This window comes from Methanomicrobiales archaeon HGW-Methanomicrobiales-1 (assembly GCA_002839675.1).
Taxonomy (GTDB): Archaea; Halobacteriota; Methanomicrobia; order Methanomicrobiales; family Methanospirillaceae; genus Methanoregula.
This window is the reverse complement of the sequence record PGYM01000001.1, coordinates 48,578-62,551: the sequence shown is the minus strand read 5'-3', so window position 1 is coordinate 62,551 and position 13,974 is coordinate 48,578. Positions and strand designations below refer to the sequence as shown.

Annotated in this window: 16 protein-coding genes; 11 read left to right on the top strand and 5 right to left on the bottom strand. The window is 54.7% G+C overall.

Going from position 1 to position 13,974, the window contains the following annotated elements:
• Positions 1-11: 11 nt before the first annotated feature.
• Positions 12-296, top strand: coding sequence for a hypothetical protein (locus CVV30_00325; GenBank protein PKL70912.1), 285 nt, complete (start codon positions 12-14; stop codon positions 294-296).
• 34 nt (positions 297-330) lie between these two features.
• Here the strand turns inward: CVV30_00325 and CVV30_00320 are convergent, their stop codons facing one another.
• Positions 331-549: a transporter gene (locus CVV30_00320; GenBank protein PKL69856.1), complete on the bottom strand. Its 219-nt coding sequence runs from the start codon at positions 547-549 to the stop codon at positions 331-333.
• Between the two features lie 175 nt (positions 550-724).
• Here CVV30_00320 and modA (CVV30_00315) point away from each other — a divergent pair, with 175 nt between their 5' ends.
• Genes modA (CVV30_00315) through CVV30_00300 form a run of 4 tightly spaced genes read left to right on the top strand, consistent with a single transcriptional unit; the run spans position 725 to position 3,963 of the window.
• The gene (gene modA / locus CVV30_00315) at positions 725-1,567 is read left to right on the top strand and encodes a molybdate ABC transporter substrate-binding protein (GenBank protein PKL70911.1); all 843 of its coding nucleotides are present in this window, start codon (positions 725-727) and stop codon (positions 1,565-1,567) included.
• A gap of 25 nt (positions 1,568-1,592) precedes the next feature.
• On the top strand, positions 1,593-2,096 hold the full coding sequence (tsaA, locus tag CVV30_00310; GenBank protein PKL69855.1) for a tRNA (N6-threonylcarbamoyladenosine(37)-N6)-methyltransferase TrmO: 504 nt from the start codon (positions 1,593-1,595) through the stop codon (positions 2,094-2,096).
• A 17-nt stretch (positions 2,097-2,113) separates the two neighbouring features.
• Positions 2,114-2,887, top strand: coding sequence for a molybdate ABC transporter permease subunit (gene modB, locus CVV30_00305; GenBank protein ID PKL69854.1), 774 nt, complete (start codon positions 2,114-2,116; stop codon positions 2,885-2,887).
• A 14-nt stretch (positions 2,888-2,901) separates the two neighbouring features.
• The gene (locus tag CVV30_00300; GenBank protein ID PKL69853.1) at positions 2,902-3,963 is read left to right on the top strand and encodes an ABC transporter; all 1,062 of its coding nucleotides are present in this window, start codon (positions 2,902-2,904) and stop codon (positions 3,961-3,963) included.
• Positions 3,964-4,368: 405 nt separating this feature from the next.
• Here the strand turns inward: CVV30_00300 and tsaA (CVV30_00295) are convergent, their stop codons facing one another.
• Together tsaA (CVV30_00295) and CVV30_00290 are read right to left on the bottom strand one after the other, a co-directional pair.
• Complete coding sequence (gene tsaA, locus CVV30_00295; GenBank protein PKL69852.1) at positions 4,369-4,878, bottom strand: tRNA (N6-threonylcarbamoyladenosine(37)-N6)-methyltransferase TrmO; 510 nt, start codon at positions 4,876-4,878, stop codon at positions 4,369-4,371.
• Positions 4,879-4,950: 72 nt separating this feature from the next.
• A complete protein-coding gene (locus CVV30_00290) occupies positions 4,951-5,772 on the bottom strand; it encodes a hypothetical protein (GenBank protein PKL69851.1) in 822 nt (273 codons plus the stop codon).
• Positions 5,773-6,017: 245 nt separating this feature from the next.
• On the opposite strand from CVV30_00290, the gene CVV30_00285 reads away from it, so the two are divergent.
• The 4 genes from CVV30_00285 (at position 6,018) to CVV30_00270 (ending at position 8,822) form a co-directional block, all read left to right on the top strand.
• Positions 6,018-6,224, top strand: coding sequence for a hypothetical protein (locus CVV30_00285; GenBank protein ID PKL69850.1), 207 nt, complete (start codon positions 6,018-6,020; stop codon positions 6,222-6,224).
• A gap of 63 nt (positions 6,225-6,287) precedes the next feature.
• Positions 6,288-7,253: a molybdate ABC transporter substrate-binding protein gene (modA, locus tag CVV30_00280; GenBank protein PKL69849.1), complete on the top strand. Its 966-nt coding sequence runs from the start codon at positions 6,288-6,290 to the stop codon at positions 7,251-7,253.
• A gap of 62 nt (positions 7,254-7,315) precedes the next feature.
• On the top strand, positions 7,316-8,134 hold the full coding sequence (gene modB / locus CVV30_00275) for a molybdate ABC transporter permease subunit (protein ID PKL69848.1): 819 nt from the start codon (positions 7,316-7,318) through the stop codon (positions 8,132-8,134).
• Positions 8,127-8,822, top strand: coding sequence for an ABC transporter (locus CVV30_00270; protein ID PKL69847.1), 696 nt, complete (start codon positions 8,127-8,129; stop codon positions 8,820-8,822). The genes modB (CVV30_00275) and CVV30_00270 overlap by 8 nt, the downstream gene beginning before the upstream one ends.
• Positions 8,823-8,858: 36 nt before the next feature.
• Here CVV30_00270 and CVV30_00265 read toward each other — a convergent pair whose 3' ends face one another.
• Positions 8,859-10,106: a sulfur oxidase gene (locus CVV30_00265; protein ID PKL69846.1), complete on the bottom strand. Its 1,248-nt coding sequence runs from the start codon at positions 10,104-10,106 to the stop codon at positions 8,859-8,861.
• A gap of 33 nt (positions 10,107-10,139) precedes the next feature.
• The gene (locus CVV30_00260; protein ID PKL70910.1) at positions 10,140-10,367 is read right to left on the bottom strand and encodes a sulfurtransferase TusA family protein; all 228 of its coding nucleotides are present in this window, start codon (positions 10,365-10,367) and stop codon (positions 10,140-10,142) included.
• Between the two features lie 389 nt (positions 10,368-10,756).
• Between CVV30_00260 and CVV30_00255 the strand changes: the two genes are divergently transcribed.
• A complete protein-coding gene (locus CVV30_00255; protein ID PKL69845.1) occupies positions 10,757-11,965 on the top strand; it encodes a molybdopterin molybdenumtransferase MoeA in 1,209 nt (402 codons plus the stop codon).
• On the top strand, positions 11,959-13,812 hold the full coding sequence (locus CVV30_00250; protein PKL69844.1) for a molybdopterin biosynthesis protein: 1,854 nt from the start codon (positions 11,959-11,961) through the stop codon (positions 13,810-13,812). The genes CVV30_00255 and CVV30_00250 overlap by 7 nt, the downstream gene beginning before the upstream one ends.
• The last annotated feature ends 162 nt before the right edge of the window (positions 13,813-13,974 follow it).

Here is a 13,974-nt window from a genome sequence, read left to right as displayed (position 1 = left end):
ACTCTATGACCATGGTATCCGGATTCCAAAATCCCGTCCCTCCCTTTCCCGGATGGGTGCGACACGAGTACCGCGTATCCCGCCCGGTAACAAAAGATGATGTTGCCGCGTTTTTGGGAAACGAGGAACTTTATATAAGAGAGACACCTGAAGGCCCGGTGAATATCATTCACAAATACGGGCTTCTCGAACTTCACTGCATCCTTGGAGAACCGAAGATAGAGATCTGGTTCGATCCGGAGAACGGAGCCTATCCCTCGGAATATCTCGATGCCCTGCTTGCGACCCGGTTTTAACCCGGAACGGGTGTCTTAAAAAAAACGAAAAAGATTAATCGATCCCAACTATCACTTCGGTGGCCTTGACGATCGCATAGACCTTCGATCCCTCGTGCAGTTTTAAGGATTCTGCAGACTGGGTGGTGATGGATGAGACCATCTCGCTGCCGCCGGCAATAGTGATCACGACTTCTGTGCTTACCGGTCCTTTCCTGATCGACTTCACGGTGCCGGGTATCTGGTTTCGTGCGCTGATTTTCTTGGTTTTCACTACGCCTAAATTGGGGTTGGTTGTATTTTAAGATTTCATCAGAGGATAAAAATGAAAACATTCATCAAATTTTTTTCGGGCAGCAGAATCACCCGGTATCTGTCCCGTGGATAGCAGACCCTGCAACCCGGTTAATTTCACAACACTTTTATTTTACTTTTGCTAATTGTTAAATATGAAAGGTAAACTTATTGGATTCGTGGTTATGCTGCTCGTTGCAGGAGCGCTCCTTTTCGCAGGCTGCACGTCCACCCAGACGGGCAGCATGCCTGCCGGTACCGTTGCGATAACCAGTACACCCGGATCTTCACCAGAAAGTATCCTCGTGTTTGCCGGTGCGGGGCTCAAAGCCCCCCTTGAGGAGATCGGACCGCTCTTCACCAAGAAATCCGGCATTACCGTACAGTACAATTATGGCGGTGCAGGAACGCTCGTCTCCCAGATGAACTTAACAAAAAAAGGGGACGTCTTCATCCCGGGCTCAACGGTTGAGTTCCAGACTGCAAAAGACCAGGGACTGGTAACCACAAATCAGCTCATTGCTTACCACGTACCGGTAATTGCCGTCCAGAAGGGCAACCCGAAAAAGATCGCTTCACTCAGGGACTTTACCCAGCCCGGCCTGAAAGTCGCTCTTGGGGATACAAATGCTACGGCCATTGGCAAAGCCGGAACAAAAATGTTCAAGAAGCTCAACATCACCGCCGCAGTCGAGAAGAATGTGGTCACCCGCACACCAACCATCAATGAACTCACGACGATCATGAACCTGGGGCAGGCAGATGCAGCGATCCTGACACTGGACCAGATCGATCCGGAGAAGGTGGATGCCATTCCCATCCCGCTCAGTGACAACACGGTCCTGATCACCCCCGTCGGGGCGACCAAATTTACCAAAAACTTGGACGCAGCAAATCAATTCGTCAGTTTCGTTGCATCCGATGAGGGAAAAGCAATCTTTGTAAAGCACGGGTTCCCCGCCTACCCGGACCCGGCATACGCCGGTGTCAAACCGTAAGGGAAAATTCCAATACAGAGGTTCCATGATGGATTTCAAACCAATCGGCATTGCTCATTCCCCGTTCAGTACCCCGGGGGCACCCCCGTTCCAGAGTACCTTCTCACAGGCAGAAGGAAAGATCGAGGTCTTCCCGGAATACCAAGAAGGGCTCGGGAGTATCGAGGGATTCTCCCATCTCATCCTTCTCTCCCATTTTGACCGGGCAGAGCGGCGTGCATTGACCGAGCAGCCATTATCTGATGGGGAGATGCACCACGGGATTTTTTCCACCCGCCACTTTAACCGCCCCAACCCGATCGGAATCTCCTATGTCGCCCTCACCAGGGTCGAGGGTGGGATACTCCATGTAACCGGCCTGGATCTTCTGAATGGAACGCCCATTCTGGATATCAAACCCTATGTGCCGGCCTTTGACAGTATCCCCCATGCGGTTACCGGCTGGGTATCTGACCAGCATATCGAACGGATACGCGAGACGAGTGTTCGCGCCCAGCAGGAGCTCGTAAAAAACCAGCAGCACCGGTAATTGCAGGAAGATGACTGATGAAAAGAATCTTCCTCTCCCTCACCTACCTGGTTTTTCTGGGCATCGGCTCAGTTCTTCTCGGCCTGATTTTGTATTCCCCTTTACCGGCTCTTGCTGCAAATCTGGCAAGTCCGGAGATCCAGTTTGCGATCCTGCTCAGTCTCGTAACAAGCGTGATATCAACCATCATCTGCATAGCAATCGCAATCCCGGTTGCCTATGCCCTTGCCCGGTACCAGTTTTTCGGAAAACGGATTGCTACCCTTATCCTGACTATTCCCCTCGCGCTCCCGCCACTGGTTGCGGGCATTGCACTCCTCCTCATCTTTGGCACAACCCCGTGGGGCAAGGCGCTGGACCAGGCCGGCTTTGCGATAATTTTTACCCCGCTGGGGATTATCGTTGCCGAGGTTTTTGTGAATATTCCCTACATGATCCGGATTTTGCGATCTGCCTTCTCCACGATTAATCCCCGTTATGAATATGTGGCAAAGACGCTCGGGTGCACGGACACCGGCGCATTTTGGCAGGTTACCCTGCCGATGGCGCGTCACGGCCTCCTTGCCGGTGCGGTCATTACCTGGTCAAAGGCCATGGGGGAGTTCGGGGCAGTGCTGATGCTTGCCGGAGCAACGACCATGAGGACCGAGACACTGCCAATTGCACTCTATCTCAATATCTCGACAGGCGACCTGGACCTCGCGGTTGCAGCCGCAACCATCCTGATCCTGATCTCGCTCATTACCCTGTGTGCGGTGGAATACTTTGACCGGGATGTACATGTTTTTTAAGGAAGTGACAACCCGTGCTGCGCATTGAATCCCTTTCCACCAGCCTGGGTGAATTCTCGGTACGGGACGTGTCGCTTGAGATACAGCACGGGGAATATTTCATCATTCTCGGTCCGACCGGTGCGGGAAAAACAGTTCTTCTGGAGACTATTGCCGGCATCCATACGCCGGATTCCGGCAGGATATTTCTTGGCGACCGGGAGATCACCTTAACAGAACCGCGCTCGCGGAATATCGGGATGGTGTACCAGGACTACATGCTCTTTCCCCATCTCACGGTCGAGGACAATATCGCGTTTGGATTGCGCCAGAAAAAAATTCCCCTGGACGAGCAGCATGCTATCGTAAAAGATATGTGCACCCTGTTAGAGATCGGGCACCTGACCGTAAGGTACCCGGGAACACTCAGCGGGGGTGAGCAGCAGCGGGTTGCTCTTGCCCGGGCACTTGTTCTGAAGCCCGAGATCCTGCTGCTCGATGAACCGATGAGCGCACTCGATGGGCAAACAAGGGAGAGGATGCGCAGGGAACTTTCCCGGCTTCGGAAGCTAACCGGGACTACTATCATCCAGATCACCCATCATTTCGATGATGTCTTTGCGCTTGCCGACCGGATCGCGATTATGCGGGAGGGGCGGATCGTCCAGGCAGGAGAGACTTCGGAGATCTTCTTACATCCTGCCGATGCCTTTGTTGCAGAGTTCCTGGGTATCGGCAACATTATTCGGGGGAATTCGTCCCAATACGGGAATATTGTCCGGATCACTTCCGGCAATGGCCCCGTATTCTATGCAGCCTCCGGCATTTCTGGAGATGTGGTTGCCACCCTGCATGCGGAGGATGTGATCCTCTCGCAGGAACCATTTGATTCCAGTGCCCGCAACTGCCTCCAGGGAATTGTTTCAGAGATTATCCCCTTTGGGAGTACGGTCCGGGTTATCCTTGATGCCGGGTTCCCGCTCACGGCACTTCTCACCCGGGAGAGCTGCCGCGAATTGCATCTTGAATCCGGAAGCAGGGTTTATGCAACGTTCAAGGCATCGGCCGTGCATGTGATCCCGGTTACTCCCCGCTGATTTTACCTGCGGGAAATTCTGGAGCCCGTATTTCCTTACCGGATATTCATTTTTTAGATTTTCTTCCTCCTTATACAACAGCGGAAAACAGTGGGTCAGGACATAGGGAAAAATAAGCCATTTGCGGGCCCCGTTTTCCCAAAACCGGTTCCGGAAAAGCCCGTAAAACGCTCCTTTTTAACCCATTCAAAAAATAAGCCCGAATGTCGCCCCGATAACCAAAATACGAGCGGAAACGCCCTCACTGGATGGCTGCCAAGGGCCCGGAAATTGAGGCAAAAGCGGCAATCTATGTTACCTAATCCGGGCCTCTTGGATGCCCCCGGAACAGGCATAGGATGGATATTTTTTTTAACGACGATAATTAAAAAAATGGAAACCGGGAAAGGGAATGATTCCCGGCCTTCACTCACCCTTCCCACAGAACCGCTCGTCCGCTTTCATGCCGGCAACAGCATCCCGGCAACCGGTAAACCACCCGGATCTCTCATCAGGAAAGCAATCGAACTCCGGCACATAAGGTTTGATGTCAAGGAGCGGAGTGCCGTCAACCACATCGACACCCTCGATGACCAGCTCGCAGCCGTTCACCGCAATGAGCCGTACGATCGAGAGGCCGATCGCATTCGGGCGCCGGGGGGCCCGGGTAGCAAAAACGCCGTGCGGGACCGTATCCAGGAACGGGATGACATCGAGCGAGTAGCCCTGCGAACGGTGGAGGTGGTAGATCAGGATGATCCGGGAAAAACCGTCAAGGTCGCGCAGGCCTTCACGGAATTGTTCATGGATCCGGACTGTGCCCCGCACCCCGGCCGCACCCGCGGGCTGGATCGGCATACCGGCAGGTTCAGCAAACGGGGAGTGGATGGTCCCGATGGGAGTAAAAGAAACAACAGGTTCGGCGCATGGATTCATTACAGGTCACCTTTCACCGGGTATCCGGAAGAGTACGATAATCGGATAACTCCAGAGTAGTATCAAATGTCATCATTCGTTTTTGGTAAAATAGTACACACCCATCAGGAGTCCCGAAGACGCATGGTCGGGATTTCCCAGGACCGTGAATGAATCCGAAAGTACCGGAATACGTATTCCTGTTGCACCGTATTCTGCCGGTTCACCAGTGATGTTGATATCCGAAGACCAGACCATCATTCCCAGGCACGAGCCCAGCGCAAAGATGCAGACTGGTATTGAAGTGATACCCTGCCAGTTGCCAAGGAACTGGAATCCTACGATAATACCTGCAACCGAGCAATGATAGAAATGGAACTGTGCGATCCTTCGATCCGAAGTATCGCAGGGCCGGATCGAACCGGAAACTTTTGTTGTGCTGAACGGGAAGAGGGGTGTGATCCCCTTCCGCGTACACATGTCTTCAAGAAGATGGAGGATCAGGCCAAACATCACACCGCAGAGAAATGCAGCGGCAAGATACCGGGTGGCGCTGCCCATAAGGGTGAATACGGGAACGAGCAGGACAACAGCCAGGACCAGCCAGAGAAGCAGGATGCCGGGGACAGAGTGAGTCAGCCGCTTGTCCCCGTCATGAAATGAGCGTCCGGATAAGGCATGGTACAGCCAGCAGATCACCGGTGTGCAGAGGATACTGCTGAACCGGGTAACCATCCATCCAACCGTCATGATCTGGACGCCATGCGGTTTTTTCATCTGGATATCCGGCAGTATGGCACCTGTGCAGGCACCAAGGCAGATGACCAGGATGAGAAAAGGAGCAGAAGGCACCAGCGCACCGCAGAGTATCAATGTGCAAAAGATAACCAGTGCGACATGGTGCCGGGTGATCATGAAGGTATTCTCCGGTAAATTTTTCCGGGGATGTGGTTAAGATCCCCGCTCGTTCATAGCGTGTGTTTTGTGTGCATGTGTCCACGGTATGTGCAGTTCTGTGTGGACAATGAACAGGTTTGGTGCAGGTTATTATAATGCTTTGCTTTTAACTTAATGAAGTTGTTAACATAAATTAATGTACACGCCAGCCCCGGATATTGGACCCCGGGATTTTACCATCCGAAAACAGCGGTGTGACAGAAATGAGGTACAGGAAACGCTTACCGGAAAAGACTAGGGAAATTGCGTTCTTTGTCACACACAAAAAGCCTTTTTTATTGCACCGGGTTCATGCCGGTTTTCAGAGCGTCACTTCTCTGTTTGGGACGAATAACATACCTGCAGGAAAGGGAATTATCCTGAAAAAAGGGAACTTGTGGCGATGTAAATTAAAAATGGTTAATTTTTAGATAAAATAACGAAAGATATTTTATATATTTCCAATAACGTTGTATGCAATGGAACGATCCACCATGAAAAAATCATTTAAAACAAGCCAGATTATCACAATAGGTATCGTATGCGGACTGCTGTTGCTCGCGACACTCTTTGCCGGGTGCACTTCATCTGCACCTGCGCAGCCGGTAACCCACGCAGAATCAACAACAGCGGTACCTGCAACAACCGTACCGGGTCTCCAATCGACCCCGCAGGCCATCAGCACGACTGCGGCACCGGGGGTCCTTGCAACAACCAGCACACCTGAGCCGGTGTACACGTACTCTGAAGGCAATGTCATTGCCTACACCGCAGCATCCTTAAAAGGCGTATCTTCGAAACTGGCGGAGGGCTTTTCAAAGATGTATCCCGGCCACAAGATCACCTTCAACCTTGACGGGACGCAGGCGCTGACAACCCAGATCGAGAACGGCGCGTATGCAGATGTCTTCATCTCGGCAAGTCCCAAGTACACCACCGAACTGACCAAAGGAGGCTATTTTCAGGCTGGCACGGTCAGTACTCTCACAACCAACTATGTTATCGTCATCCTGCCGGCCGACAACCCGGCAAATATCCGAACACTTGCCGATCTGGCAAAGCCGGGTGTAAAGATCGCCCGCGCAGCAAAGACTGTCCCGGTCGGGATAGCAACGGATGCGGCACTGGCAAACCTTGCCAAATCCACCTACGGCCAGGCCTGGAACAACTCCGTGAACACAAACACGGTTACGTACGAGACATCTGAACCCGCTGTTGCTACCAAGGTAGCGCTCGGCGAGGTCGATGCAGGGTTCGTGTATGAGTCAACTGCAACCGCTGCAAAGCCCGGTACCTACGTATCCGTCACCATCCCGAAAAATGACAACTACCTCCAGGTCTATTCGATCGCGGTTCTCAAGGAGTCAACCAGTAAAGGAGCAGCAGCGGATTTCGAGAACTTCATGCTCTCAGGCGCAGGCCAGCAGATCCTGAAGGACTACGGGTTCCGGTCAGCCTGAACCATCCTTTATTTTCCGTCCCCATTCTTTGTAGAATAAAAACCGGCACTACCGGACAGGATATGACTGCTTCTCCCGCAAAAAAAAGGATCATGAGGGTACTTGCCTCCACAGGTGCCGGCATACTTATCGCTGCCGTCACGCTCTACCTGCTCCTGCCCATCATCGCTCTCTTCTTCCGGACAACGCCCGATCTCTTCGTAGCATCGCTTGCAGATCCCGAGGTTATCAGTGCACTTACCCTGAGCCTTACAACATCGATCATCTCCCTTGCGATCGTGATCCTTGTCGGCACTCCCTTTGCCTACATCCACTCCCGGCACCAGTACCCGGGTAAGATGATTGTCGATACAATCATCGATCTCCCGCTCGTTCTCCCCCCGGCAGTCGCCGGCCTGGCGCTGCTCGTATTATACGGTAGGGCAGGCCTTGTCGGGAAATATGCAGCCCTTCTCGGCTTTCCCATCGCGTTTACGACTCTAGCCGTAATCATGGCCCAGATCTTTGTTGCCTCGCCCTTCTACCTCCGGCAGGCCAAATCCCTCTTCGACCAGCTCGACCCGGCGTACGAGCTGACCGCCCGTACGCTCGGGGCTTCACCGGCCCGGGTCTTCATGCAGGTGGTCATCCCTCTCACGGCCGGAGGTCTTGTCTCGGGTGCCGTGATGACCTTTGGCCGGGCGCTGGGCGAGTTTGGGGCAACGATCATGTTTGCCGGGAACCTGCCCGGCGTCACCCAGACCATGCCGCTTGCCGTGTACGTGAACATGGCAGGAGATTTCAATGCCGGGCTTACGATCTCCATCCTGCTCGTCCTGATCTCGTTTGCGATCATGATCGCCGTCCGGCTCCTCGCCCGCCACGAGGTGTCCCATGCTTGATGCAAAGATGAACAAAAAACTGCGGGATTTCTCTCTCGATCTCTCCATCCAGGCCAGGCCGGGGGAGATCGTTGTACTCATGGGGGAGAACGGTGCCGGGAAGTCTACCGCGCTTAATATTATTTCCGGGCTTATAACCCCGGATACTGGATCGATCCGGCTGGATGGCACCGTGCTCTTTGATTCGGGAACCAAAGCGGATGTTCCGGCTGAAAACCGCCGCATCGGGTACGTATTCCAGAAATCAGCAGTCTTTCCCCACATTTCGGTCAGGGAGAATATTGCATTTGGCCTTCGCGCACAGCATAAATCCCCGGTCTTTACCAAGGAACAGGTCAGGCACTGGTTAACGGTGATGAGCCTTGAAGATCTTGCTGATGTGAAAGCAGGAAACCTGTCGGGTGGACAGAAACAGCGCGTTGCCCTTGCCCGGGCCCTTGCCACCGGGCCGGCACTTCTCATGCTCGATGAGCCGTTCACGGCACTGGATGCGGAAAATATCCGGTTAGTGAAAGAGCTGACCCGCACATTTGTAACCGAGATGGCCATTCCCTGTCTTGTCGTGACCCACCGGATTTCCGATTGCCGGGATGTCGGCGATAAGGTCTGCATGATCGGACAGGGAAAAATGGTAAAAGAAGGAAAACCGGAAGATTTGCTCGCATGCACGTGTAATAGCGAAGACTAAAATAGCAACCGGTCTCCCCCACGCAAAGCCTTTTTTTTAAAACACCAGCAACCGCTGGTGCCCGGCCCGGACATTGCCGGGCGGATAGAAAAATATCTTCCCGAGGCCCGGGTACCCGATGTCAAGAACTGCATTGAGAGATTTGTCCTTGGTAATCCCCCGCTTCTGGAACGAGGGGGTGAACGCGAAGAAGTGGAGATTATTGCTCCCGGCAACCGCGTTGATCACATCCTGCAGGTTAAAGACCTCCGAATTTGCGGGAACCCGGTGCGTACCGGTAAGGGCATACACACCATCTTCCATAAAGACCACCCGGGTCAGGATGCCGGCATGGGCGCACGCGGATGCAAACGCAACTGCACCGGATGCCAGTTCCGTACTGTACGGGCTTTGGGTAACAAGAATAGTTACCGGAGGCGCAGTATTGTTCTTCTCTGTTCGGTCAAAAGACAGGGGGGCGTTCTGTTTCCTGAAATGGAACGACCCGGCATCAGAAGAGAGGATGGTGTGGGTCTGCCTGAACCGTTCGATCATCAGGTCAAGTTCCCGGATCTTAAACGGCTTGATGGTGCAGGTCGAGATCACCGAACCCTGACCGTCATCCCACGTGCTGTATCCCCGGGCCGTGGCGCAGCGGCTGCTGGCGATTGCCAGGAATCCGAGGCCGGCCGCCACAGCCTTTTCACTTAAGTCAGTAAGACCTTTACCAATATTCTCCGCATCGGTCGGGCGCTGACCATGATGCCCGAGATGGATGCCATCGAGATAGGCGTAGAGTTCAGCGGAAAGCCGCTCACCGACCGCTGAAGAGAGGAAACTGAGTCCGTGCCATGCGGAGCGGTGCATGTACGGTGAACCGGTCTGGAACCAGCCGATAGTGCCGGGCAGGGGCGGCTTATTCTGACGGGCTGCCATAGCAAGATCCTTCCAGAACGAAGGCTTCCCATCAGCACCGGGGCTGTTGGTGTCGATCACCTGGTCCGGAAATTTCATCCGGAGCGGTCCAATCCCGATTCCCCGCAGGTCCAGTTCCTGCCGGTCGCATACGATACGGACCGGGGAAAACGAGAGGATGATGTTCCAGACCTGCAGGGTCTCGGGATCCCCGAGGCTGTAAAGAGCATCCCCGGTCAGGAAGAAGGAAAAGACAGGGCTCTCGGTCGTTTTCCGGTGCATAAGGGTATCCGGGTACAGCTGGACAAAGAAGAACTTGAGACATTCCTCTATCCACGAGAGGCGCTCAACGGGCACGCGACCTGAAAGAAAGAAAAAATGTGCATTCATGAGTCTTTGTCCTGCCTTTACAGCCTGCAGTATTTATTTTCTTGAGAGGGTGATCTCCCAAAGGTCGGGAGAGAGCCGGTGCGAGTCCACGGTCATACCTTCATCGCGGGCGATTTGGGGAATAATCGTGGTAGCAGCGGGAATATTATCGCAGGTAATGATCAATTCATCAGAAAGTCCTAAAACCTTTGCTTTTTTCCTGAGCACCAGCAGGCAGTACGGGCTGACGGGGCCGGTAAGGTCAAGTCGTTTTCGGGCCATTGCCTGCACGCTCCTGATGACACAGAGTTCCCGGGTCTTGTGTACCCGGTCACCGTTACTGGATTTTGGTGACCGGGTAAGAAAAACCCTTGGCCGATCCGGCATGGCAGGTAACTGCCGGATACCGTAATGGATAGAGTCCTGCCGAAAGAACCGGGGCATACATGTTCCACAACAGGTATACCCAATAACGAAGTAAACAGAATATGGATTACCATGACTGACGAGAAGATACAGAAGGAATTACAGGAAGCAGGAATTGCAGACATGATCACCTGCCCACAGGCATTTGACATTGCCGAGAAAGCAAAGGTCTCCCGGAGTGCGGTCGGTGAATACTGCACGAAAAACCGGATAAAGATCCGTTCCTGCCAGCTGGGCTGCTTCAAATGAGCAGGTTCTTAAACGTAGTCCCGGTTGCAGAAGCTGTCGCCACCGTTGTCCGGATATCACCGGAACCATTGACTGAGACAGTGCCGGTTGAATCCGCGGCCGGCCGGATTCTTTCCACGATCATTACAGCCGATACCGATATCCCCGGGTTTGACCGCTCCGTAGTAGACGGGTACGCGGTCCGGGCTGCAGATACCGCAGGAGCCGGCGAAGCAATTCCCGCCCTCCTTCACTGTACCGGGCGGATCGCCATGGGCCGGCTGGATACCGAGGTCATCATCGGGCCAGGCACGTGCTCGTATATCCCTACGGGGGGGGTCCTGCCGGCCGGAGCCGATGCTGTCGTAATGGTAGAGTATACCGAAGAGGCTGCTGACACGGTGCTCGTGAAAAAAACGGTCTCTCATGGGGAGAATGTCCTCCTCCGCGATGAGGATTTTAAGAAAGGTGAAACCGTTTTTTCAAGCGGGCGGCGGATCTCATCACAGGACGCCGGGGTCCTGGCCGCATGCGGTTGTGCAACAGTCAGGGTGGCAAAAAAACCGGTGGTTGGTATCATCTCGACCGGCAATGAACTGGTACCGGTCACCACGATTCCCGGGCCGGGGCAGGTGCGGGACGCAAACGCGTCGATGCTCGCTGCATACCTCACGGAATACGGATGCATTCCGAGACTTTATGGCATAACCCCTGATGAACGACAGGCATTTGAGGAAGTACTGAACCGGGCAGTACCGGAATGCGATGTTGTCCTCCTCTCGGGCGGAAGTTCCAAGGATGACCGGGACATGACTGCGGCAGTTATTGCGACCATGGGCGAGGTGCTCGTCCATGGGATCGCAATTGCCCCGGGCAAACCGACCATCATTGGCAGGATTGCAAATAAACCGGTCTTTGGCCTCCCGGGTCACCCGGCTTCTGCGTTTGTCGTGCTTATCGCGATCGTCCGCCCGCTCATCGACAAGATGCTCGGCGTCCAGCAGAATCTTCAGCGAACAGAAAACGCAACTCTTGCCATCAATATCCCTTCCCAGCGGGGGAGGGAAGAATATGTCCGGGTAACAGTGAAAAACCATGTTGCCACACCGCTTTTCGGCAAGTCCGGGCTCCTCAATACCCTTATCCGGAGCGATGGCCTCATCCGTATCCCGGCAGGGTCAGAGGGAATCGAACAGGGCAGCGAGGTTGAGGTGATCCTGTGGTAAAGCGTTACCTCTCCGTAATTCCGCTGGACGATGCCCTTTCCCTCCTTGCCCGCGAGTTCTCCTGCATACCCTCAACCGTGCAGGTCCCGCTGGAAGAAGCAGCCGGCAGGATCACGACCGACCCCATTTTCGCACGGTACTCGGTACCGGAGATCCATCTTGCAGCAATGGATGGCATCGCTGTCAGGAGCGGGGATACGAAAGGAGCCTTCGAGCAGCACCCCGTCACCGTTCAGGCAGCCCGGGTAAATACCGGCAACGTGGTACCTCCCGAGTATGACGCGGTCATCATGATCGAAGACGTCTGGGAAGCCGATGGCGCTTATACGATCCGAAAGGCTGCCGCACCCTGGCAGCATGTCCGCCCGGCAGGAGAAGACCTTGCCGAGTCCGAGATGGTGATGCCCTCTGCCCACCGGATCCGGGCCCACGAACTCGGGGCGCTTGCCACCTACGGTATCAACAGCCCTGAAGTGATCGCAGTGCGGATCGGGCTCGTTCCTACGGGAAGCGAACTTGTTCCTGCCGGTACCCGTCCGGCACCCGGCCAGGTGGTAGAGAGCAATACCGTGATGGCAAAAGCCATGCTCGAAGAGGCCGGGGCCACGTGCACCCGGTACTCATTTGTCGAGGACAAACCGGAGAAAATCCGGGACGCATTAGTAACCGCCTGCAAGGAAAATGATATCGTCATCGTCTCTGCCGGCTCTTCAGCGGGAACAAAGGACTTTACCGCGGATGTGATCGCGGAACTGGGCGAAGTTCTCGTCCACGGGGTTGCCATAAAACCCGGAAAACCCGTGATCATCGGCAGGATCGATAAAAAGCCGGTTATCGGCCTCCCCGGCTACCCGCTCTCGGCCCTCACGGTAATCCGGGAGATCGTTCTCCCGTTCCTCAGGAACTACGGGCTTACCGTGCCGGAACCCGATAAAATCCAGGCACAGGTGACCGCAACGATTGCCAAGGAGATCGGCTCGGACGAGTTCGTGCTCTGCACGCTCGGGCGGGTGGGCAGCCGCTGGGTAGTCTCACCGCAGTCCAAGGGAGCCGGTGTCCAGATGAGCGGAGTGCGGGCCAATGCGTACATCCGGGTTCCCCGGGAATCAGAAGGATTCGATGCGGGCGGGGAAGTGGATGCCCGGCTGATGGTACCGGCCCCTGAAGCGTCAAACGCGCTTCTCATCACCGGCAGTCATGATCCGGTCATCGATTATCTCGCTGACCTGATCCGCCCACAGGGAATTTCCCTCCTCTCCACACACGCGGGGAGCATGGGAGGGATCCTTGCCCTCAAAAAAGATGAGTGCCACGCGGCACCGACCCACCTGCTCGCAGATGACGGCACGTACAATACTAGCTACCTGCAGAAGTTCCTGCCCGGGACTGAAATCGATCTCATCTGCGTCGCGGGAAGGCAGCAGGGGATCGTCTCCCGGGAAGGGCTCGCATTTGCCGACCTGCCGGGCCACCAGTTTATCAACCGGCAGAGAGGCTCGGGCACCCGGATGCTCCTCGATTACGAGCTGAAGAAGGCGGGGATCGACCCTGCTGCTATACCGGGATACGAGCGGGAGGTGACCACCCATATTGCTGTCGCCCTTGCTGTGAAGAGCGGGGAGGCAGACGCGGGCATGTGTGTCTACAGCGCAGCAAAAGCCCTCGGTCTTCCCTTCGTACCGGTGGCCCAGGAACGGTACGAGCTCGCTATCCGCAGGGAACATGCAAACGACCCGCGTATCACCGCGCTTATCACCGCGATCCGTTCACCCGCATTCCGGGACATTCTCACCCGGCTCGGAGGATACGATACATCGGAGACCGGGCGCCAGCGGCCGGACCGGTAAGACCGGGCGGACGGTAATTGCCGGGACCGGGACGCCGGTGAACGGGTGCCGGGAGCCACCAGATTATGTATCAAAAACAGAGGGGGTGATACGCTGTATATAGGACATGTACAATACAATAGAGAACAAAACAATACTTCATCTGATTTTTATTTTTAAAAT